Origin of the sequence: Saccharomonospora sp. (genome assembly GCF_027317685.1) — a bacterium.
Classification (GTDB): Bacteria; Actinomycetota; Actinomycetes; order Mycobacteriales; family Pseudonocardiaceae; genus Saccharomonospora.
The window spans coordinates 1-19,470 of the sequence record NZ_DAHVQP010000021.1 but is presented as its reverse complement, the minus strand read 5'-3'; the positions used below and the strand labels follow the sequence as shown (position 1 = coordinate 19,470).

Annotated in this window: 18 protein-coding genes; 9 read left to right on the top strand and 9 right to left on the bottom strand. The window is 67.9% G+C overall.

Features of this window, described 5'->3' with window-relative positions; all coding sequences use genetic code 11:
- Positions 1-91 precede the first annotated feature (91 nt).
- Both M7H19_RS01635 and M7H19_RS01630 read left to right on the top strand, forming a co-directional pair.
- Positions 92-808, top strand: a complete 717-nt coding sequence (locus M7H19_RS01635) for a response regulator transcription factor (RefSeq protein ID WP_298176146.1) — start codon at positions 92-94, stop codon at positions 806-808.
- A gap of 68 nt (positions 809-876) precedes the next feature.
- Entirely contained in the window at positions 877-2,118 is a 1,242-nt protein-coding gene (locus M7H19_RS01630) for a ribonuclease D (protein WP_298176143.1), read from the top strand.
- 22 nt (positions 2,119-2,140) lie between these two features.
- On the opposite strand, the gene M7H19_RS01625 is transcribed toward M7H19_RS01630, so the two are convergent.
- Genes M7H19_RS01625 through dxs form a run of 3 tightly spaced genes read right to left on the bottom strand, consistent with a single transcriptional unit; the run spans position 2,141 to position 5,970 of the window.
- Complete coding sequence (locus M7H19_RS01625) at positions 2,141-3,289, bottom strand: HAMP domain-containing sensor histidine kinase (RefSeq protein ID WP_298176141.1); 1,149 nt, start codon at positions 3,287-3,289, stop codon at positions 2,141-2,143.
- Complete coding sequence (locus M7H19_RS01620; RefSeq protein ID WP_298176139.1) at positions 3,286-3,981, bottom strand: response regulator transcription factor; 696 nt, start codon at positions 3,979-3,981, stop codon at positions 3,286-3,288. The genes M7H19_RS01625 and M7H19_RS01620 overlap by 4 nt, the downstream gene beginning before the upstream one ends.
- Positions 3,982-4,032: 51 nt before the next feature.
- On the bottom strand, positions 4,033-5,970 hold the full coding sequence (gene dxs / locus M7H19_RS01615) for a 1-deoxy-D-xylulose-5-phosphate synthase (protein WP_298176136.1): 1,938 nt from the start codon (positions 5,968-5,970) through the stop codon (positions 4,033-4,035).
- A gap of 211 nt (positions 5,971-6,181) precedes the next feature.
- Here dxs and M7H19_RS01610 point away from each other — a divergent pair, with 211 nt between their 5' ends.
- On the top strand, positions 6,182-7,738 hold the full coding sequence (locus M7H19_RS01610; protein WP_298176133.1) for a GMC family oxidoreductase N-terminal domain-containing protein: 1,557 nt from the start codon (positions 6,182-6,184) through the stop codon (positions 7,736-7,738).
- 35 nt (positions 7,739-7,773) lie between these two features.
- Here the strand turns inward: M7H19_RS01610 and M7H19_RS01605 are convergent, their stop codons facing one another.
- Positions 7,774-8,490 (bottom strand): FCD domain-containing protein, encoded by a 717-nt coding sequence (locus M7H19_RS01605; protein ID WP_298176130.1) that lies wholly within the window; start codon positions 8,488-8,490, stop codon positions 7,774-7,776.
- Between the two features lie 95 nt (positions 8,491-8,585).
- Between M7H19_RS01605 and M7H19_RS01600 the strand changes: the two genes are divergently transcribed.
- The 4 genes from M7H19_RS01600 to M7H19_RS01585 all read left to right on the top strand — a co-directional run bounded on the left by M7H19_RS01600 (position 8,586) and on the right by M7H19_RS01585 (position 13,675).
- Positions 8,586-9,110, top strand: coding sequence for a gluconokinase (locus M7H19_RS01600; protein ID WP_298176127.1), 525 nt, complete (start codon positions 8,586-8,588; stop codon positions 9,108-9,110).
- Between the two features lie 53 nt (positions 9,111-9,163).
- Positions 9,164-10,546: a GntP family permease gene (locus tag M7H19_RS01595; protein WP_298176125.1), complete on the top strand. Its 1,383-nt coding sequence runs from the start codon at positions 9,164-9,166 to the stop codon at positions 10,544-10,546.
- A gap of 232 nt (positions 10,547-10,778) precedes the next feature.
- Positions 10,779-11,378 carry a TetR/AcrR family transcriptional regulator gene (locus M7H19_RS01590; protein WP_298176123.1) on the top strand — a complete coding sequence of 200 codons (600 nt, stop codon included), beginning with the start codon at positions 10,779-10,781 and terminating at the stop codon, positions 11,376-11,378.
- 89 nt (positions 11,379-11,467) lie between these two features.
- The gene (locus M7H19_RS01585; protein WP_298176120.1) at positions 11,468-13,675 is read left to right on the top strand and encodes an MMPL family transporter; all 2,208 of its coding nucleotides are present in this window, start codon (positions 11,468-11,470) and stop codon (positions 13,673-13,675) included.
- Between the two features lie 177 nt (positions 13,676-13,852).
- Here the strand turns inward: M7H19_RS01585 and M7H19_RS01580 are convergent, their stop codons facing one another.
- Complete coding sequence (locus M7H19_RS01580) at positions 13,853-15,046, bottom strand: class I SAM-dependent RNA methyltransferase (protein WP_298176118.1); 1,194 nt, start codon at positions 15,044-15,046, stop codon at positions 13,853-13,855.
- Positions 15,047-15,319: 273 nt separating this feature from the next.
- Entirely contained in the window at positions 15,320-16,105 is a 786-nt protein-coding gene (locus tag M7H19_RS01575) for a DUF3159 domain-containing protein (protein ID WP_298176115.1), read from the bottom strand.
- Between the two features lie 280 nt (positions 16,106-16,385).
- On the opposite strand from M7H19_RS01575, the gene M7H19_RS01570 reads away from it, so the two are divergent.
- Complete coding sequence (locus M7H19_RS01570) at positions 16,386-17,147, top strand: alpha/beta hydrolase (RefSeq protein ID WP_298176113.1); 762 nt, start codon at positions 16,386-16,388, stop codon at positions 17,145-17,147.
- Between the two features lie 35 nt (positions 17,148-17,182).
- Here the strand turns inward: M7H19_RS01570 and M7H19_RS01565 are convergent, their stop codons facing one another.
- Together M7H19_RS01565 and dut are read right to left on the bottom strand one after the other, a co-directional pair.
- Positions 17,183-17,869: a DUF3710 domain-containing protein gene (locus M7H19_RS01565; RefSeq protein ID WP_298176110.1), complete on the bottom strand. Its 687-nt coding sequence runs from the start codon at positions 17,867-17,869 to the stop codon at positions 17,183-17,185.
- The gene (dut, locus tag M7H19_RS01560) at positions 17,870-18,334 is read right to left on the bottom strand and encodes a dUTP diphosphatase (protein WP_298176108.1); all 465 of its coding nucleotides are present in this window, start codon (positions 18,332-18,334) and stop codon (positions 17,870-17,872) included.
- 25 nt (positions 18,335-18,359) lie between these two features.
- Between dut and M7H19_RS01555 the strand changes: the two genes are divergently transcribed.
- Positions 18,360-18,860, top strand: coding sequence for a DUF3093 domain-containing protein (locus tag M7H19_RS01555; protein ID WP_298176106.1), 501 nt, complete (start codon positions 18,360-18,362; stop codon positions 18,858-18,860).
- 93 nt (positions 18,861-18,953) lie between these two features.
- Here the strand turns inward: M7H19_RS01555 and M7H19_RS01550 are convergent, their stop codons facing one another.
- Positions 18,954-19,262, bottom strand: coding sequence for a DUF4193 domain-containing protein (locus M7H19_RS01550; RefSeq protein WP_298176103.1), 309 nt, complete (start codon positions 19,260-19,262; stop codon positions 18,954-18,956).
- Positions 19,263-19,470 lie beyond the last annotated feature (208 nt).

Here is a 19,470-nt window from a genome sequence, read left to right as displayed (position 1 = left end):
GACACCACTTTCGGTCTAAGCTGGCGCGGCTGATTGGCCGAAAGTCCCGGTGCCGGTCGGGGGGCACGACCGACTCCAGGGAGGTAGTGACGTGGCTGCCGTCGGCTTTACTCAGGCCGTCCGATCCACACCTGCCGGCTCTTTGCCGGCAAGCATGGTCCCGCACCCGCGGGAGGAACTGTTCTCAGTGCTGGTGGTCGACGACCACCCACTGCTAAGGGAGGCGATTGCCGCACGACTTGCGCAAATGGGCGCGGGCACGGTCCACGAGGCCGCGACCGTAGCCGAGGCCAGAGCGAGAGCGGCCGCGACCGGGCCGTGCGACCTCGCGATTCTCGATCTGGGACTGCCGGACGGCAGCGGAATCGAGCTCGTCACGGAGCTGCGCAGCAACGGGTGGCTTCGTGTCGTGGTACTGGCATCCTCCGATGACCCGTACGCTGTCCGCGCGGCTTTCCAAGCGGGCGCACAAGCGTATTTGTTGAAGTCCGCGTCGCCGGTGGTCGTCACCGACGGCGTGAGGCGGGTTCTGGAGGGCGGTGTCTACGCCGATCCCAGCGTGGCGCCCGTCCTGGCCACAGGGACACGAGTGGCAGGTACCGACAACACACCCCGCGAGCTGTCCGCTCGCGAGGTGGAGGTCCTTCAGCTCGTGGCCGACGGCCAGTCGAACAAGGAAATCGGTGAGGAGCTCAGTCTGTCCGCGTTGACGGTGAAGTCTCACCTGTCGCGGATCGGGCGCAAGCTCGGCACCGGCGACCGAGCGCAGATGGTGGCACTGGCCATGCGCGCGGGCGTCATCCGCTAGAGCACGAACAGTTCCCTACGGGGCGGGTGGGCCAGGCGCGGTAGACCCGTCCCGTAGGGTTCACTGTCGTGGACAACGCAGATCACAGCTCCGGCACGCCGGGGGACTCTGCGCCGCTTCCGCTGACCGAACCTGCGGAAGGCACCCCTGACGTCATCGCCGACCCCGAAACGTTGTGGGTGGCATGCGAACAACTGGCCGGGGGCAGCGGCGCCCTCGCCGTGGACACAGAGCGCGCTTCCGGATACCGCTACTGGCCGAAGGCGTACCTCATCCAGGTCCGGCGCGACGGCGCCGGCACGTTCTTGATCGATCCCATTCCGCTACGCGATCACCTCGAACCTTTGGCCGAGGTGATGAATCAGGTCGAGTGGGTATTGCACGCGGCATCGCAAGACCTGCCCTGCCTGTCCGAACTCGGTTTGCATCCACCGTCGCTGTTCGACACGGAATTGGCCGGCCGGCTCGCCGGCTATCAACGGGTAGCACTCGGGACACTGGTGGAGTCGCTGCTGGGCTATCGACTGGAGAAAGGTCACAGCGCAGCCGACTGGTCCCGCCGTCCACTTCCGATCGACTGGCTGAACTACGCTGCGCTCGACGTGGAGCTGCTGCTTCCCTTGCGAGAGAAATTGGAAGCGGAGCTGGCGGCCTCGGGAAAACTGGAGTGGGCCCGCCAGGAGTTCGAAGCCGTTCGCACCGCCAAACCGCCCGTGCCACGGGCCGAACCGTGGCGACGCACCTCAGGAATCCACAAGGTTCGCACCGCACGGGGCCTGGCGGCCGTGCGTGCTCTGTGGGAAGCCAGGGACGAATTGGCGCGCCGACGTGACCGGGCTCCCGGCCGCGTCCTGCCCGACAGCGCGATCATCAACGCGGTCCTGGCCGATGCACGCACCGCGGACGATTTGGAGAAACTCCCCATGTTCCGGGGACGGGTCCAGCGCAAGCAGGTCACGCGTTGGCTACGGCAGCTGCAGCTCGCACGCACCCTGCCCGACTCCGAGCTTCCGAGCACCGCTGTCTCGTACAACGGTCCACCACCTCCGAACCGGTGGGCCGACAAGGACCCGGACGCAGCGGCTCGCCTCGCCGCAGCGAAAGCCACGCTGGCCGACATCGCCGAGCGGAACCAGCTTCCTGTGGAGAACCTGCTGCTGCCGGAGCTCGTCCGTCGTATCTGCTGGCAGCCACCCGAGGACACGTCCCCGGAGTCCGTGGCCGCCGCACTCGCCAAGGGCGGTGCCCGGCCGTGGCAGATCGAACTGACGGCACAGGAACTCAGCACGGCGCTGCGGGCCACGGCCTGATCCGGCCTGACACTCGTCGCGATCACGCTGCCGCAGGCAGCACCACGGTGATCGCCAGGCCTCCTCCGGGAACGGGTTCGGCCCGCACTGTCCCACCGTGCGCCCGGACGGCGGCCTGCACGATCGACAGGCCCAGACCGGCGCCGGTGCGGGCCGTGCGGGCGACACCCGCTCTGCGGAACGGCTCGAACAGTCCCGCCACGGCGTCGGGGTCGATCACCTCACCGGACGAGCTCACGATGAGCGCCACCCGGCGCCCTTCCCACGGCTTCGTGATGACCTCGAGCCAGCCGTCCTCGACGTTGTGCGTAACCGCGTTCTCCAACAGATTCCCCGCGACACGCTCCAACAACGCCGGATCGCCGAAGACCACTGTCCTTTCGAGTCGGAACTGGGTGGTGATGTTCTTGCGCTCAGCGGCTACCCGGACCGCGCTCCAGGCACTGTCCACGACGTCGACGAGATCCACCGGCTCCGTGACGGCGAGCTCGGTGCCCTCGGTCCGGGCAAGCAGCAGCAGCGAGTTCACCATTCGTTCCGCACGGTCGGTCGCGTCCTGCACCACGCCCGCCATACGGCGCAGCTCCGCGACATCGGCGTGCTCGTCGGACAGCGTGACCTCCAGCTCGGTGCGGATCACCGCCAGCGGAGTGCGCAACTCGTGACTGGCGTTGGCGACGAAGTGCCGCTGGGCGTCGAAGGCCGCTTGCAGGCGGTCGAGCATGGCGTCGAACGTGGAAGCCAGCTCAGCGAGTTCGTCGCGGCTGCGCACACGACCGATACGCTCGCCCAGCGACTCGACCGACAGCCGACGAGCCGTGTCCGTGATCTCCCGTAACGGGCGCAGCACCCGCGAGGTGAGTGTCCACGCGAGGATGCCCGCCGCCGCCACCACCGACACGAACGCGAAGATGCCCGCGGCGACCATCCGTCGCCGTGCCTGCTCCTGGAGGTGGTCGGCCAGTACGGACGCCTCGACGTCCACACCGTCCACCCGCACGAGCGTGCCCGGCGGCAGCTGTGGCACCGCAGCGACCGAGTCACCAACGAGACGCCACGCCAACCACAACAGGACCACGCTGACGACCGCGACGAGCGTGGTCGCGAGCACGCTGATGCGGGCGCGAAGGCTTCGGGCAGGAAGGCCGGGAAGGCCACTGCGGCGAATCACCGATTCAGCGAACCAGACTCCGTCACCGCACCCGCGCCGGGCACCCGGTATCCCGAGCCGACCACGGTCTCGATGATGCCGGGCTCACCGAGCTTCTTGCGCAAGGTCATCACGGTCACCCGGACAGTGGTGGTGAATGGATCGGCATTCTCGTCCCATACACGTTCGAGCAGCTCCTCGCTGCTCACCACGGCCCCCTTGGCCGCCAACAGTACCTCCAGAACACCGAACTCCTTACGGGTCAGCTCCACCGGACGCCCGCCCCGATAGACGGTGCGCTTGGCCGGATCCAGCTCCACGTCGTCGGCGACGAGCACCGGCGGGGTGGCCGGCGTGGCTCGCCGGCCGAGCGCCCGCACCCGTGCCACGAGCTCGGGGAACGCGAACGGCTTGGCGAGGTAGTCGTCGGCACCGAGAGACAACCCCTCGACGCGATCGGACACCGTACCGCTCGCGGTGAGCATCAACACCCGCGTCAACTCACCGGAGTTGACGATCTCCCGACAGAGATCGTCTCCGGGCATGCCGGGGAGATCGCGGTCGAGCACCACCACGTCGTAGCGCGTGACGGTCGCTTTCTCGTGCCCGTCGTCACCGGTGAACGCGACGTCGACCGCCATCCCCTCGCGCCGCAGGCCTCTCGCGACGGCTTCGGCCAGCGGCGCCTCGTCCTCTACAACCAATACGCGCACGTCAATACCGTGTCACAGTTTCCTGAGAGAGACCTGATGGCACTGGTCACCTCAGTCGTGAGACGCGTCAACCGCTTCTCCCGCGGCTTCCTTCGTGCCGTTCGTCTCCTGCACGTTCTCACCGATCCGGCCCACAGCCCACTCGGTGATCTTGCGCGCCACGTCCTGCGCGGTGAGTCCGATGCTCGCCAGCACTTCATCACGGGTGCCGTGTTCCAAGAACTGCTGGGGCACGCCCAGGTCCCGCAGCGGCACGTCACAATCCGCGTCCCGCAGCGCAGCCGCCAACGCGGACCCGAAACCACCGTGCCGGCCGCTGTCCTCCAGCGTGACGACGAGCCGATGCGACGCCGCTAGCTCCACCAGCTCCTCGGGTACCGGAAGCACCCACCGCGGGTCGACGACGGTGACACCGATGCCCTGATCGGCCAACCGATCGGCGGCGGCGAGCCCGAGCTGGGCGAAGGCTCCGACGGCCACCAGGAGCACGTCGGCGTCGTCCCCGCGCCGCAACACGTCCACACATCCGACCCGGTCCACGGCGGGAACCGAGTCCACGACGCTGCCCCTGGAGAACCGCAGCGCGGTGGGGCCGTCGGACACGGCGACCGCCTCCCGCAGTTCCTCCCGCAGCGTCTGCGCGTCCCGCGGAGCGGCCACCCGCATGCCCGGCACCATGCCGAGCAGGGACAGGTCCCACATACCGTGGTGGCTCGGCCCGTCTGGGCCGGTGATTCCCGCGCGGTCGAGCACCAGCGTCACGGGCTGGCGGTGCAGCGCCACATCCAACAGCACCTGGTCGAAGGCGCGGTTGAGGAACGTGGAGTACACAGCCACCACAGGGTGCAGACCGCCCATGGCGAGGCCCGCGGCCGACGCGACGGCGTGCTGCTCGGCGATGCCGACGTCGATCCACCGGTCGGGGAAGGCGTCGGCGAACTTCTGCAACCCCGTCGAGCGCAACATGGCCGCCGTGATGGCCACCACGTCCTCGCGCTCGGCGCCGATCTTGGCGAGCTCATCACCGAACACGGACGTCCAGCTCGGCCCCTTGACCGGCGGCTTGCCGGTCTGCGGGTCGATGGGGTCGGTTTGGTGCATCTGGTCGGCCTGGTGATTGACCGCGGGCGGGTACCCGTGCCCCTTCTCGGTGACGACGTGCACGATGACGGGTCCGCCGAACGCCTTGGCGTTGAGCAGAGCCTTCTCCAGCACCGGGAGATCGTGCCCGTCCACGGGGCCGATGTACTTCAACCCGAGATCGGAGAACATCACCTGTGGGCTGAGCGCGTCCTTGATACCGGCCTTGGCCGCGTGCAAAGCCGTGTAGAGGGGCTTGCCCACCACCGGGGTGTTCTGCAGCAGCTCCTTCCCGCCGTCGAGCAGTCGCTCGTAACCGCGACGCAGACGCAGCGCGGCGAGGTGCTCGGCGAACCCGCCGATGGTCGGCGAGTACGAACGCCCGTTGTCGTTGACGACGACGATCACGGGACGTTGGGGATCGGCGGCGATGTTGTTGAGTGCTTCCCAGCACATACCACCGGTGAGAGCGCCGTCACCGACGATCGCGACGGCGTGCCGCCCACCACCCGCGAGCTGGTAGGACCGCGCGAGCCCATCGGCATACGACAGGGCGGTGGAGGCGTGGCTGTTCTCGATGACGTCGTGCTCGCTCTCCGCACGCGCGGGGTATCCGGAGATGCCGCCGCGCTGACGCAGTCGGTCGAAGTCGCCGTGCCTACCTGTGACGATCTTGTGCACGTACGACTGGTGGCCGACATCGAACAGCAGCGCGTCCTTCGGCGAGTCAAACACCCGGTGCAAGGCGAGCGTGAGCTCGACAACACCGAGGTTGGGGCCGAGATGACCGCCTGTCCTGCACACCTTCTCCACGAGGAAATCCCTGATCTCCTCGGCCAGCACGCCCAACTGGTCGTGGTCCATTCGTTTGAGGTCGGCCGGCCCGTGCACGGACTCCAGCAACGTCACGCTCCACCTCGCTCGCCGTCGTTATCGCTGCCTCGTTGTGCTTAGTCTAGGGAGGTTCGGAAATACAGCCCACCATCGGGCGAAGCGCTGCTTGAGAACGCAGGTAGGCGGATATTGCTCCCGTAGTCAGCACGTGCCGTTCGACGTCCTCGCGCCGTCCTCACGCCGCGAAGCCGGCGGCCGTATGCGCAGACGAAGACGAGAGGAAGCCATGTCCCGCGAATTTGACTACGTCGTCGTCGGTGGCGGCACAGCCGGTGCGGTGGTCGCTGCCCGGCTCTCCGAGGACCCGAACACCTCCGTCTGCCTACTGGAAGCAGGCCCCTCCGATGTAGATGACTCGGCGATCCTGGAACTCGACCGGTGGATGGCGTTGCTGGAGTCCGGATACGACTGGAACTACCCCGTGGAGCACCAGGAGAACGGCAACTCCTTCCTGCGACACGCGCGGGCCAAGGTATTGGGCGGTTGCTCGTCGCACAACTCGTGCATCGCGTTCTGGGCTCCGGCGGAGGACCTCGACGAGTGGGCTTCGCTGGGGCTCCCCGGCTGGTCGGCCGCCGACGTGTTTCCTCTCTTCCGCGAACTGGAGAACAACGACGGACCCGGCGACCACCACGGGCGGTCTGGACCAGTGCGGATCCGTTCGGTGCCTCCCCATGATCCGGCGGGTGTCGCCTTGCTGGAGGCATGCGAGCAAGCGGGCATCCCGAAGGTGGAGTTCAACTCGGGCAATACCGTCACCAACGGCGCCAACTGGTTCCAGATCAACGCCTGGGAGGACGGCACCAGGGCGTCGGCGTCGGTGGCGTACCTGCACCCGATCCTCGACAAGAGGTCCAATCTGGAGGTCCGTACGGACGTACGGGCGAAGAAGCTGACGTTCGACGGCATGCGCTGCACCGGAGTGGAGATCCTCACCGAGGACCTCGTCCACAGCGAACACATCGCGGCACGTGGAGAAGTCGTGGTCAGCTGCGGCGCCATCGACAGTCCGAAATTGCTCATGCTGTCCGGCATCGGCCCCGCCGAGGAGCTCATGGGCTTCAACATCGACGTGCTGGTGGATTCTCCCGGGATCGGACGCAACCTTCAGGACCACCCCGAGGGGCTCGTGCAGTGGGAAGCCCGCAAACCCATGGTCGACGAATCGACCCAATGGTGGGAGATCGGCATCTTCACCACCACCGAGCCCGGCCTCGACCGTCCCGACCTGATGTTCCACTACGGTTCGATCCCGTTCGACCTCAACACACTGCGCCACGGCTATCCGACCACGGAAAACGGCTTCTGCCTCACTCCCAACGTGACCCGAGCACGTTCCACCGGGACCGTTCGACTGCGCACCCCAGATTTCCGGGACAGGCCCAAGGTCGATCCGCACTATTTCACCGACCCTTACGACATGCGGGTGATGACGCACGGTATCCGTCTGGCACGCCGGATCGTGTCCCAGCCGGCCATGCGCGAGTGGGCGGGCACCGAACTCGCACCCGGCCCGGAGGCGCAGAGCGACGAGGAACTCGCCGACTACATCACCAAAACGCACAACACCGTGTATCACCCGTCGTGCACCGTGAAGATGGGACCGTCCAGTGACCCGATGGCTCCACTCGACGAACGTCTGAGGGTGCGTGGGGTGGAAGGGCTGCGGGTGGCCGACGGATCGGTGATGCCGTTCATCACCGCCATCAACCCCTGCATCACCACCATGGCCATCGGAGAGAAGGCGGCCGACATGATCGCCGAGGACGCACGACGCGGTTGACGCCGTAGACGTCCCCGCTCCGGTGTCCCCACGCTTCAGCGGCGCCAGAGCGGGAGCATGGCGTCGCGCACTTCGGCGAGCAGGTCGGCCATGGCGGCCTCGGCGTCATCGGGCATTCCACGCGCCACGGATGCCGCGACACGTTCGTGCAGGTCGAGCGCCTCGGGCACGGGTTGGTGCGGCATCAGGCCGAGTTGAGTTCGGCCACGGAGAACCACCGCCACGACGTCGGAGAGCGCGCCGAACATCTCATTGCCGCTCGCGCGCAGCAGCAGTGTGTGGAAAGCGACGTCGTACTCCATGAACTGGTCGAGCTTGCCCGCTTCGCCGAGAGCACGCATGTCGGCGGCGATGTCGACGATCTCGGCGCGCTCGGTCGCCGACGCGCTGCGCGCCGACGCCGCGGCGGCCAACGGTTCCACGGCGATCCGCAGCTCGGTGAGCGATCGGAGTTGCTCGTCCCGCCCTGGGCCGGAGAGGCGCCACCAGATGACTCTGGGGTCGAACACGTTCCAGCTCGACTGCGGCTGCACGGTGATACCGACCCGCCTGCGCGAACGCACGAGCCCCATCGACTCCAGGATGCGCATGGTCTCCCGGGCGACGGTGCGGGACACCCCGAACCGGTGCTGGATGCGATCCAGGGTGAGTACGTCACCGCAGGCCAGTTCGCCGCTGGTGATCTCCGATCCGATGGTGTCCAGCACGGTGCTGTGTAGGACTTCCACCCCCGTACCGGATTCAACGCTCACGTGTCGAGCTTATCCCGACACCATGTCTTCACCCTTCCAGGCGAATGGTGTTATCTTTCGCCAGCAAAAGTACTACCTTTAATCGAGGAGCGGCAATGACTGCCACCTGCCTGGTGGTGATGGGGGTGTCCGGGTCCGGCAAGAGCACCATCGCCCAGCGACTCGCGGACGAACTACGCCGACCCGCGGCCGAAGCCGACGAGTTCCACCCCGCCGCCAACATCGAGAAGATGACCGCGGGAATCCCGCTCACCGACGCCGACCGAGCCCCCTGGCTCGCGGCCCTGCGGGACTGGATCACCGAACGGGCGGATGCGGGAGAGGACACGGTCGTCGCCTGCTCGGCACTCAAACGCGCCTACCGAGACGTCCTCAGGCAAGCACGCGCCCGGGTCCGGTTCGTCCACCTCGCGGGCAAGCCGGAGCTCATCACACAACGGCTCGCCACTCGGTCCGACCACTTCATGCCGCCCTCCCTGCTGGACTCCCAGTTCGGTGATCTCGAACCGCTGAGCCACGACGAGGACGGTGTCACCGTCGACCTGGCACAGACACCGGAGCGGATCGTCTCCTCCGCCCTCGTACAGCTCGGCCTCCGACCCGGCCCCGCAGGAACGTAACTCCCCCATCCGCTCCCCGTCCCCCACCCATCGCGACAGCAACGGAGCTTCGTATGAACACCGACGAGTGGACGCAGACCCTCGGCGTCGGTCCCCTACTCGGCATCGCCGCGGGTGCGATCGCGGTGCTACTCCTGCTCATCATCAAGTTCCGAGTGCACGCCTTCCTCGCACTCGTGACGGTGAGCATCGCGACCGCCTTCGCCACCGGCATCCCGGCCGGCCAGATCGTGGACACGATCTCCGACGGTTTCGGTTCGACACTGGCCAACGTGGCCCTTCTGGTCGGGCTCGGCGCCATGCTCGGCAGGCTGCTGGAAGTCAGCGGCGGAGCACAGTCGCTCACCGATGCCCTGATCCGCCGGTTCGGCGAGAAACGGGCCCCGCTGGCACTCGGCATCGCCTCACTGCTGTTCGGCTTCCCGATCTTCTTCGATGCCGGGCTCGTAGTCATGCTGCCCATCGTGTTCGCCGTGGCTCGCAGGCTCGGCGATGGCGTGCTCCGCTACGGCCTGCCCGCGGCGGGCGCGTTCTCCGTCATGCACGTCTACACGCCGCCACACCCGGGCCCCGTGGCGGCGAGCACGCTGCTCGGCGCCGACGTCGGCCTGGTGCTCGCGTTCGCGGTGGTGCTCGCGGTCCCGACGTGGTACCTCACCAGCTACCTCTACGGCCTGTGGATCGGCAAGCGCATCGTGTTGCCGGTTCCGGACCTCCTCCGCGAAACGGGCTCCGAACACGACGAGAACCCGCCCCGGTCGAGCACCGTGCTGGGCCTGTTGCTGCTTCCGCTGCTGCTCATCTTCGTCAACACCGGCCTGAGCACCGCGGGCGATGCGGGGTGGGTCGACACCGACGCAGGGTGGTACGACGTCGCCCTCGCGCTCGGCTCGACCCCGATCGCGCTGCTGATCACTGTGTTCGTCGCGAGTTACGTGCTCGGCGTCCGCCGTGGTCGCGGAGCGGACACAGTGGAGCGACTGCTCGACTCCGCGCTCGGCCCCGTGTGCGCGATCATCCTCATCACCGGCGCCGGCGGCATGTTCGGCGGAGTGCTGCAGACCAGCGGTATCGGCGATGCGCTGTCGAGCACTTTGAGCGATCTGGGGCTCCCGGTGTTCGTGGCCGCCTATGTGATCGCCACAGCGTTGCGGATCGCGCAGGGTTCCGCCACGGTCGCCTTGACCACCGCCGCGAGCCTGATCCAACCGCTGGTGACAGACGGAGCGTTCACCTCCGTGGAGCTGGTGGCGATCGTGCTCGCCCTCGCCGCGGGGTCGGTGACGGCCGGACACGTCAACGACTCGGGGTTCTGGCTCGTGGGTCGCTTCTTCCAGATGGATGTCAAGACCACCCTCAAGACCTGGACCGTCATGCAGACCACCATCGGCCTCGTGGGCTTCGCCCTGGCGAGCGTGGTGTACCTGGTGGCGTGACCTTTCCCCGATCCGTCCCGATCCGACTCCTGAGTGAATGAACGCGTGGCGCCGGTGGTATTCATACGGGTCCGAAGACCCGCGAGACACCGGCGCCACGCGACGCGGAAGCCCCCGGTTCCGGTGTGATCCATTCAATATCGATTGATTGGTCGATATCGCGTGTATTCGGGCCCGGCCTTCTCTATGCTGGCGCTGTACGAAACCGTTTCGTTCACAAGGGAACCTCGGGATGTCCGCTGATACCTCCGCCGCACCGACTCGACGTACTCGGCTGACGCCGGAACGCGAGCGAGAACTGTTCACCGCGGTGGTGGACCTCGTGCGTGAGCAGGGTTACGAAGCGCTCACCATGGACGCCGTCGCGGCACGCACCAAGTCCAGCAAGGCCACGCTCTACCGCCAGTGGGAGAGCAAACCGAAGTTGGTCGCCACCGCGCTGCGCCACCTGGCGGACAAGATTCCCGCTGATGTCGACACCGGGTCCCTGGCCGGCGATCTACGGCATATGGTGGACGAGTTCATCGACCATGCCTCCGAGGACACCGCACTGCTGAACGGCCTGGCACACGCCGTCTCCAAGGACTCGGAGTTGTGGCAGGCCTTGTACGAATTGCACATCCGGCCCGGCCTGGAAGCACTCGACACCGTCCTACAGCGAGCGGTCGAGCGCGGCGAGCTGACTCCGGACAATCCCGCGAAGGAGTTCGTTCCCCACCTGATCATCGGCGCATTGGGCACCCGCAAACTGATCGAGAACCGGACGGCGGACGCCGAGTACATGCAACGCTACCTCACGGCCGTGGTGCTTCCCGCGCTCGGCGTCGTCTGACCGGCCCTCCCGCGTAGCCACCGAACATCGCCCGTTCGGGGTACCGGGACCTTCCCTGTCCCCTTCGAACAATCAGGAGTCCATTACTGATGGCCACATGGCTGTATCGGCTCGGCCGTTTCGCCTTCCGGCGGCGCGGACTGGTAGCTCTACTGTGGATCGTGGTGCTGGCCGCGGTGGGTGGCACCGTTCTGGGCAGTTCCTCGACCGCCTCCACCACGATCTCCATTCCCGGGACGGAGGCCCAACGAGCCGCCGAACTGATGGAGGAACGCTTCCCCGGCAGCAACTCCGACGGAGCCACCGCGCGGGTCGTCCTCCAGGCACCGGACGGTGAACAGATCACCGCGCCACAGCACCAGGCGACCATCGGCGACGTCGTCGAGAGTCTCGCCCAAGGCACGCAGGTCCAACAGGTCGTCGACCCGTTCCAGGGCCAGACCGTCAGCCCGGACCAGACCATCGCCTACATCCAAGTCAACTACGACACGAGTGCCCTCGATCTGAGCGAGGAGACGCGGGCCGCTCTCGAGAGCGCCGCCGAGTCGGCCCGAGACGCGGGACTGACCGCGGAGATCAGCGGTGACGCGCTGTTCACGATGCCGGAGACCGGTATCACCGAGGTTATCGGCGTCATCGTTGCCGCGATCGTGCTGCTCATCACCTTCGGCTCGCTCATCGCCGCCGGGTTGCCGCTGATCACCGCGCTGATCGGTGTCGGCATCAGCGTCGGCATCATCACCGTGCTCACCGGCGTCCTGGAGCTCGACAGCACCACCCCGATCCTGGCCACGATGATCGGTCTGGCCGTCGGCATCGACTACGCGCTGTTCATCGTGTCCCGCTACCGCGCCGAACTCGCCGAAGGGCACGCACCGCTCGACGCCGTCGGCCGTGCGACGGGAACGGCCGGATCCGCCGTGGTCTTCGCCGGCCTCACCGTCATCATCGCCCTGGCCGGCCTGTTCGTGGTCAACATCCCGATCCTGACGAAGATGGGTCTGGCCGCCGCGGGTGCCGTCGTGTTCGCCGTCCTCGTCGCGCTGACCCTGATCCCCGCGCTGATCGGCTTCGCCGGGAAGCGGCTCCTGCCCCGCAAGCAGCGTGCCGCCGAAGGTCGAAGCGGTGCGGAGGAGAAGCCCCGCGCGGGCACCCGGTGGGCTCGATTCGTGCTGCGTCGGCGGATCCCGGTCCTGGTGGCCGGCATCGCCGCCCTCGGTGTGATCGCCATTCCCGCGACGGATCTGCAGCTGGGACTGCCCGACGACGGCGCCAAGCCCACCGACACCACCCAGCGTCGCGCCTACGACCTGATCGCCCAGGGCTTCGGCCCCGGCACCAACGGCCCGCTGGTCGTGCTCGTCGACGCCCAGGGCAGCGACAACCCCCAGGCCGCGGCCGAGACGGCCGGGCAGGCGCTCCAAGGGCTGGACAACGTCGCCATCGTCATGCCGCCCACCTTCAACCCGGCGGGCGACACGGCGATGTTGACCGTCCTCCCCGCGTCCGCTCCGAGTAGCACGGAGACCGAGACCCTCGTGCACGACATCCGGGCCGAGTCCGGCGACATCGCCGACGCCACCGGGGCGGACGTGCTCGTCACCGGCCAGACCGCGATGGGCATCGACGTCTCCCAGAAGCTGGACGACGCCCTGATGCCCTACCTGCTGTTGGTCGTCGGCCTGGCCTTCCTCCTGCTGATGGTGGTCTTCCGCTCGATCCTCGTCCCGCTCAAGGCCGCACTCGGCTTCCTGCTGTCGGTCATCGCCGCGCTGGGTGCCGTCGTCGCGGTCTTCCAGTGGGGCTGGCTGGCCGACGTCTTCGGGGTGGAACAGACCGGCCCGGTCATGAGCCTCATGCCGATCATCCTTGTCGGTCTGGTGTTCGGCCTGGCCATGGACTACGAGGTCTTCCTCGTCACTCGGATGCGGGAGGCCTACGTCCACGGTGAGAGCGCTCACGAGGCGATCGTCACGGGCTTCAAGCACGGAGCCCGGGTGGTGACCGCCGCCGCACTGATCATGATCAGTGTGTTCGCGGGCTTCATCGGCTCGGACGAGTCGATGATCAAGATGATCGGTTTCGGACTGGCGATCGCCGTTCTGTTCGACGCGTTCGTGGTCCGGATGACGATCGTCCCCGCGGTCCTCGCCCTGCTCGGCAAGGCGGCCTGGTGGTTCCCCCGCCCGCTGGACAAGATCATGCCGAACGTCGACGTCGAGGGTGAGCGTCTCCAGCACAAGCTCAACGAAACCGAGACCGCAGAGCAACGAGAGCCTGCCACCAACCGCTCCTGACGCACCGGGAGTGGACTCGGGGCCGGCATCACGGGGGCGGATGCGGGTCCCGGCCACACCGAGCAATCGGGGCCGCTGACGGTGTGGCATTCGGGCCCGGCCGCGACCTTCCGTAAGGGAGGAGGCGGCCGGGCCCGACCGTTTGTCCCGGGCTCGGCCGCCTCCGAGAGCTCGTCCTCACCGCCGCAGCAGTGCCACGCACTCCACGTGGTGGGTCATGGGGAACGCGTCGAAGGCCCGCAGCCGCTCCAACCGATAACCGTGCTCACCGAAGATCGCCACATCGCGGGCGAGGGCGGCCGGGTCACAGGCGACGTAGACCACGCGCTCCGGACCGGCCGCCACCACGGCCTCCACCACGGGCCGACCGGCCCCCTTGCGCGGTGGATCGAGCACCACCACCTGCGGCGTGTCGGTACGGTCCCGCAGCACGTGTTCCACCTGCCCGCATCGCCACCGCACCTGCCGCATGTCTGGGAGGTTCGCTCTGCCGTCGGCCACCGCTCGGCGGCCCGATTCGACGGCGAGTACGCGCCCCTTCGGGCCCACCTGCTCGGCGAGCACGGAGGCGAACAGGCCCACCCCGGCGTAGAGGTCCCATGCCCGCGCACCGGGTGAGGCATCGGCCCATTCGCCCACGACCCGCGCGAGCGTGTCGGCCGCCCGCGGGTGGACCTGCCAGAAGCCGTGGGCGGCGAGCCGCCAGTCCCGGCCCGCGGCACGTTGGACGGCGACGCCTCCCCGGAGCTGTTCGGAACGTCTCCGACGTGCCAATCCGGACAGGCGCCGGACATGCACCTCGTCGTCCACGTCTTCGGTGGCCTCGATCTCGTCGCCCTCGGACCACGAATGCGGCAGTACCGCGTCCACCGCTCCACGCGCGGTGATTGGGCAATCCGTCAGTGGAATAACCCGGTGGCTGCGATGCGCCCGCAGCCCCGCGTTCCCGTCGGCGTCCGCCACGAACCGCACTCTCGTGCGCCACCGCAGCAATCCTTCGGACAACGGTTCCACCGTGACCGGCACATCGAGACCGGCCAGTCTGCGCAGCTGTTCCTCGACGACGCGAGCTTTGAGCTCACGCTGCGCCGAACCACTCGCATGCTGCCAGTCACAGCCTCCACACAGTCCTGGGCCGGCCACGGGACACGGCGGTTCCACCCTCTCCGCCGCGGGCTCAAGCACATACACGGCGTCGGCCCGGCAGAACGACTTGCCGTTGTCCTCGGTCACCTCGGCGAGCACCCGCTCTCCCGGCAAAGCGTGGCGGACGAAGACGACCCGTCCGTCCACTCGCGCCACACAGTGCCCGCCGTGGGCGACGGCACCGACGGTGAGCTCCAGCGTTCGACCCGTCCAGTCCTGGCTCACCACCGCACTCCCTTCACCGCTTCGACACATCGGACGCGGAGGCACCGGTGCCGTGGCACACCTGATCGAACACGCTTCGCGGTCATGACGAACTCGGGCACGGCAGGAGCGTAGTCCTGCCTGATCGGCCCGATCAGCCCAGTGGTCACACCGCGGTCCGGCCACCCTCCCGCACGGTGAGCCAGGCCACCGTTCGCGACCGGGCGACGAACCGCTGTCGCCTTTCTCCAGGGCGCGGAGTCCGGCTTTCACCGCACTCCGGCCGACGGGTGATCACTGGCCGCCCGCCTCCGACGTGGGGGGCTGGGCGTACTTGGCCCGCAATCTGGCCTCGATCTCCTCGTCGGTCTCGACCGAGGGCTCGATCAGTTGCTTGAGCCTTCGATCGGACCGCCGCACGGCCCACACCACGACCAACAACGCGAGGCCGTAGAGCGGGTACCCCATCGCGATCTTGGCGAAGGCCAGCCAGCCGGTGAGGTCCTCGTCGTAGAGCCATCGCTGCACCACGAACCGCGCCGCGAACACCGCCGCCAGCGCGAGTGTGGCGATGTCGTAGCCCCGGCGGGACGGCTTGTCCTGGCGCCACGCCATGCCATTGCCGTTGAGGTAGCTCCACACCACCCCGGCCAACGGCCAACGCACCACCACGGACCCCGCGAGCACCGCGAAGTACACAAGACTCGTCCAGATACCGAACAGGAAGAATCCCTTGGCGGAGCCGGTGTTGTAGGCGATGAAGGCGGCGATGGCGACTCCGAGGAACCCGGAGATCGCAGGCTGTACCGGCTCTTTCCGCACCACCCGCACGACTGTGATCGCCACCGCGCTCCCGAGCGCGCTCCAGATGGCGACCGTCAGGCCGAACATCGCGTTGGCCAGCACGAAGACGACCACCGGTAACGACGAGTAGAGTAGACCCGACACCCCACCCATCTGCTCCAGCAGCGTGGCCTCACTCGGGTCCGGCTTCTCGGGGGTGTCCTCACGACGCTCGTCGTCTGCGGTGTCGCGCTCGGAGGCGTCGGGGGTACGGGCTCGTCCAGGGTGCTCAGTCACTCGCGAAAACTCTCACTCGGTCGTCTGCCGACGATTCGTCGTCCGGGTACAGCACCGCGCGGCCCGTCGTATGCCGAGGCGCCGTGTGCGTCCTGGGTGCGACGGTTACGCGGTCCCGGCTCGACGCCGGATGCGCGGTACCTGTCTTTCAGCCATACCAGCATGCCGTCGTCCATGCCGTCGAACAACTCCGTCTGTGAAGATCCTCGCCGCGGACGAACGCGGCTCATCCGGCACACACCTTCCACACGGCGAGCACGTTTTACGGCAGGATCACGGCGTGACCTCGGTGGGTAACATCCGAACAGCCGTGCTGCTGCCCGGCACCGGTTCGGACGAGATCTTCGTGCGCGCGGTGTTCGAACGGCCGCTGGCCGCCTTCGGGCTCCGGGTCGTCGCACCGCCGCATCCGCGAGGTGAGGCGGTGGTGACCGGCTACCCGGCGCTGCTCGACCGGATCGCCGACGGTAGCCGAGAGCCGTTGCTGGTGGGCGGTGTCTCACTCGGCGCCCACCTGGCCGCCGAATGGGCGGTACGCAACACACATCGCTGCGCGGGTGTGCTCGCCGCCCTACCCGCGTGGAACGGCCCGGGTGGGACCGCACCCGCCGCGCTCGCCGCCACCGCTTCCGCGGACCTGGTGACCCGTCACGGCCTCGACGAGGCTCTCGCGATGGCCACCCGCGGTGTCGCCCCATGGTTGGCCGAGGAACTCACGCGAGCGTGGCCAAGGCACGGCACCGCCCTGGCCGCGGGCCTACGCGCGGCAGCCGGACATCCCGCCCCGGAACTAGCCGACCTCCGCACACTGACCGTGCCCGTGGGCATCGCCGCCTGTATCGACGACCCGGTGCATCCGGCGGCGGTCGCCAGAGCGTGGGCCGAGGCACTACCCCGAAGCGCCCTCGTCGAGACGTCGTTGGCCGCCCTGGGCGCGGACCGGGAAAGCCTCGGCCGAGCCGCGGCGCTCGCGTGGCTGCGGGCCCGCACCGGCGGCGAGCCCGGCAGCACCGGGTCCGCGCAACGAAACCGCCCGACCTGACCCCTCCCGGCCCCGGCGGATTCACTGCCGCCCGACTACAGCTTCCCCGCCTGCCCAGCCTGACCCGCCTGCTGAGCCTGCTGGGCCTGCCTGTTCTTGATGTGGGAAGCGATCGCCTCGGGCAACGTGATCTGCAAAGGCGTGCGTACTGGCATGGGCGCCTGCCCGCGGTCGACGATCGTGCCCCGCAGGATGTCGCGCAGCACCCCGGGTGCCCGCGCCGCCTCCGACTGCGGTCCCGCGATGACTCCTCGCAACATCCACCGCGGGCCGTCCACCCCGATGAACCGCAGGGCGACCTCACCGACGATGGCGGAGAGCTCCATGCCCCACTCGCCGCGCCCGAGGGACACCCTAGCCCCGTCGGAACGCAACTGCTCAGCGAGTTCGCCGCTCACCTCGCTCCACAGCCCTCCCGACCGCGGAGCCGCGTAGGCACTCACCGTGACCTGTCCCTGCGCGGTCACGACGTGGACCGCTCGCACCGTGCCGCTTGACTGGTCCATCTCCACCTGGACCTGCGAACCGTTCGGCACCGGAACCTTGACCGAACCCAGGTCCATCCTCGCAACGCCGTCGTCGGGCGCCTCGGAGATGTCGTAAGGGCCGGTGGGAGGGTCGCCGTCGTCTCCCTCGGCGTCGGAGTCCACCTCGCGGTCGATCTCGTCGACCTCGTCGATGTCGGCCGCCTTCTTCCGTTTGCGTCGTCTGAAAATGCCCACCTAGCTCTCCGTTCCGAGCGTGGCGTGCCCACCGGTCGAGCCGTAGCCGCCCGCTCCCCGTACCGTCTCGTCCAACCGCTCGACCTCGACGAACTCGGCGTGCTCCACCTTCTGCACCACCAATTGCGCGATACGGTCCCCACGCCGCAACACGATCGGCTCGGCGGGATCGAGGTTCACCAGGCACACCCGGATCTCACCCCGGTAACCCGAGTCGATCGTGCCCGGCGCGTTGACGACCGAAAGCCCCGCTCTGGCCGCCAGTCCAGACCGGGGATGCACGAAACCGGCGTAGCCGTCGGGCAACGCGATGGCGACCCCGGTACCCACCACGGTTCGTTCACCGGGGGCGAGGCGCACGTCGGAGGTCGTCACAAGATCGGCCCCCGCATCACCGGGACGCGCGTACGACGGCACCGCCACTTCGGGGTCGAGTCGGGAAATGAGGACCTGCACGCTGGACACGACTCGCGAGACTACCCTGATTCAGGTGACCAACAACGCGCACACGCGGACAAAAGCTGATCTTCGGCATTCCGAACGGCTGTTCGTACCGTTGTGGCACTGGCCGTTGCCGTTGATCGCGGCGGCACTCCTGGCGGCTCAGGTCCACTACGGCTACCCATCGCTGCCGGTGTGGCTGCCCTACGTCGTGTTCCTGGTCCTGGCCGTAGCGGTGACCCTCGTCCTCGGTCGCACGCGGATCGCGGTGAACGGCACCGACGAGCCCCGGCTGTGGGTCGGTGACGCGAATCTGCCGCTGCGTTACATCGCGGCGGTGGACGTGGTGTCGCACAAGGACAAACGCCAGGCGCTGGGGCCGGAACTCGACCCGGCGGCGTTCTGCGTGCACAAGCCGTGGATTCGCACGATGGTTCGCGTGTATCTCGACGATCCCGAGGATCCCACGCCGTACTGGATCTTCAGCACTCGTCATCCGGAACGACTGGCGACTCTGCTCTCAAACGATGGCGACGACACGAGTCGATGACACAAAACCGGGTGGCCTCGAGTCGAATACCCAAGACCACCCGGTCGGCAGCAATCCCCTCCGCGACGCTCCGCTGCCGCGCCGAGCGCGGCGTCAGGCGCAGTCGCGGCAGATGAGGCGGCCGCCGGATTCCTCGGCGAGCCTGCTGCGGTGGTGTACCAGGAAGCACACCGAGCACGTGAACTCGTCGGCCTGCTTGGGCACAACCTTCACCGTCACGTCCTCACTCGACAGTCCGGAGAGGTCAGCGCCAGGGAGTTCGAAGTTTTCCGCCGTCGCGTCCTCGTCGACATCCACGACGCCGGACTGGGTCTCGTTGCGCCTCGCCTTCAGTTCCTCCAACGAGTCCTCGGCAAGCTCGTCAGCATCGCTGCGGCGCGGAGCGTCGTAGTCGGTCGCCATTGTTCTTTCACCCCTGCGATCAGCTTCGGTACAGTTCGCGGACTCCCGGCCATCGCCCGTGAGTCCCTCGGCTGCTGGTCAACGTTCCAGCGCCCGTGTTTGTGCCCGGAATCCGGCGTGAGTGAGGTCTCTTTCACGACCTCGCCGTCACCGATGGAGCCCGGGAAGGGTAGCCCACCACCTACCCCGACTCGAAGCTGGTCACCCA

Bases quoted from the DNA above. Each gene is read 5' to 3' on its own strand.
- M7H19_RS01610 (WP_298176133.1), top strand. From the start codon at position 6,182: ATGTCCCGCGAATTTGACTACGTCGTCGTCGGTGGCGGCACAGCCGGT.
- M7H19_RS01600 (WP_298176127.1), top strand. From the start codon at position 8,586: ATGACTGCCACCTGCCTGGTGGTGATGGGGGTGTCCGGGTCCGGCAAG.
- M7H19_RS01595 (WP_298176125.1), top strand. From the start codon at position 9,164: ATGAACACCGACGAGTGGACGCAGACCCTCGGCGTCGGTCCCCTACTC.
- M7H19_RS01590 (WP_298176123.1), top strand. From the start codon at position 10,779: ATGTCCGCTGATACCTCCGCCGCACCGACTCGACGTACTCGGCTGACG.
- M7H19_RS01585 (WP_298176120.1), top strand. From the start codon at position 11,468: ATGGCCACATGGCTGTATCGGCTCGGCCGTTTCGCCTTCCGGCGGCGC.
- M7H19_RS01550 (WP_298176103.1), bottom strand. From the start codon at position 19,262: ATGGCGACCGACTACGACGCTCCGCGCCGCAGCGATGCTGACGAGCTT.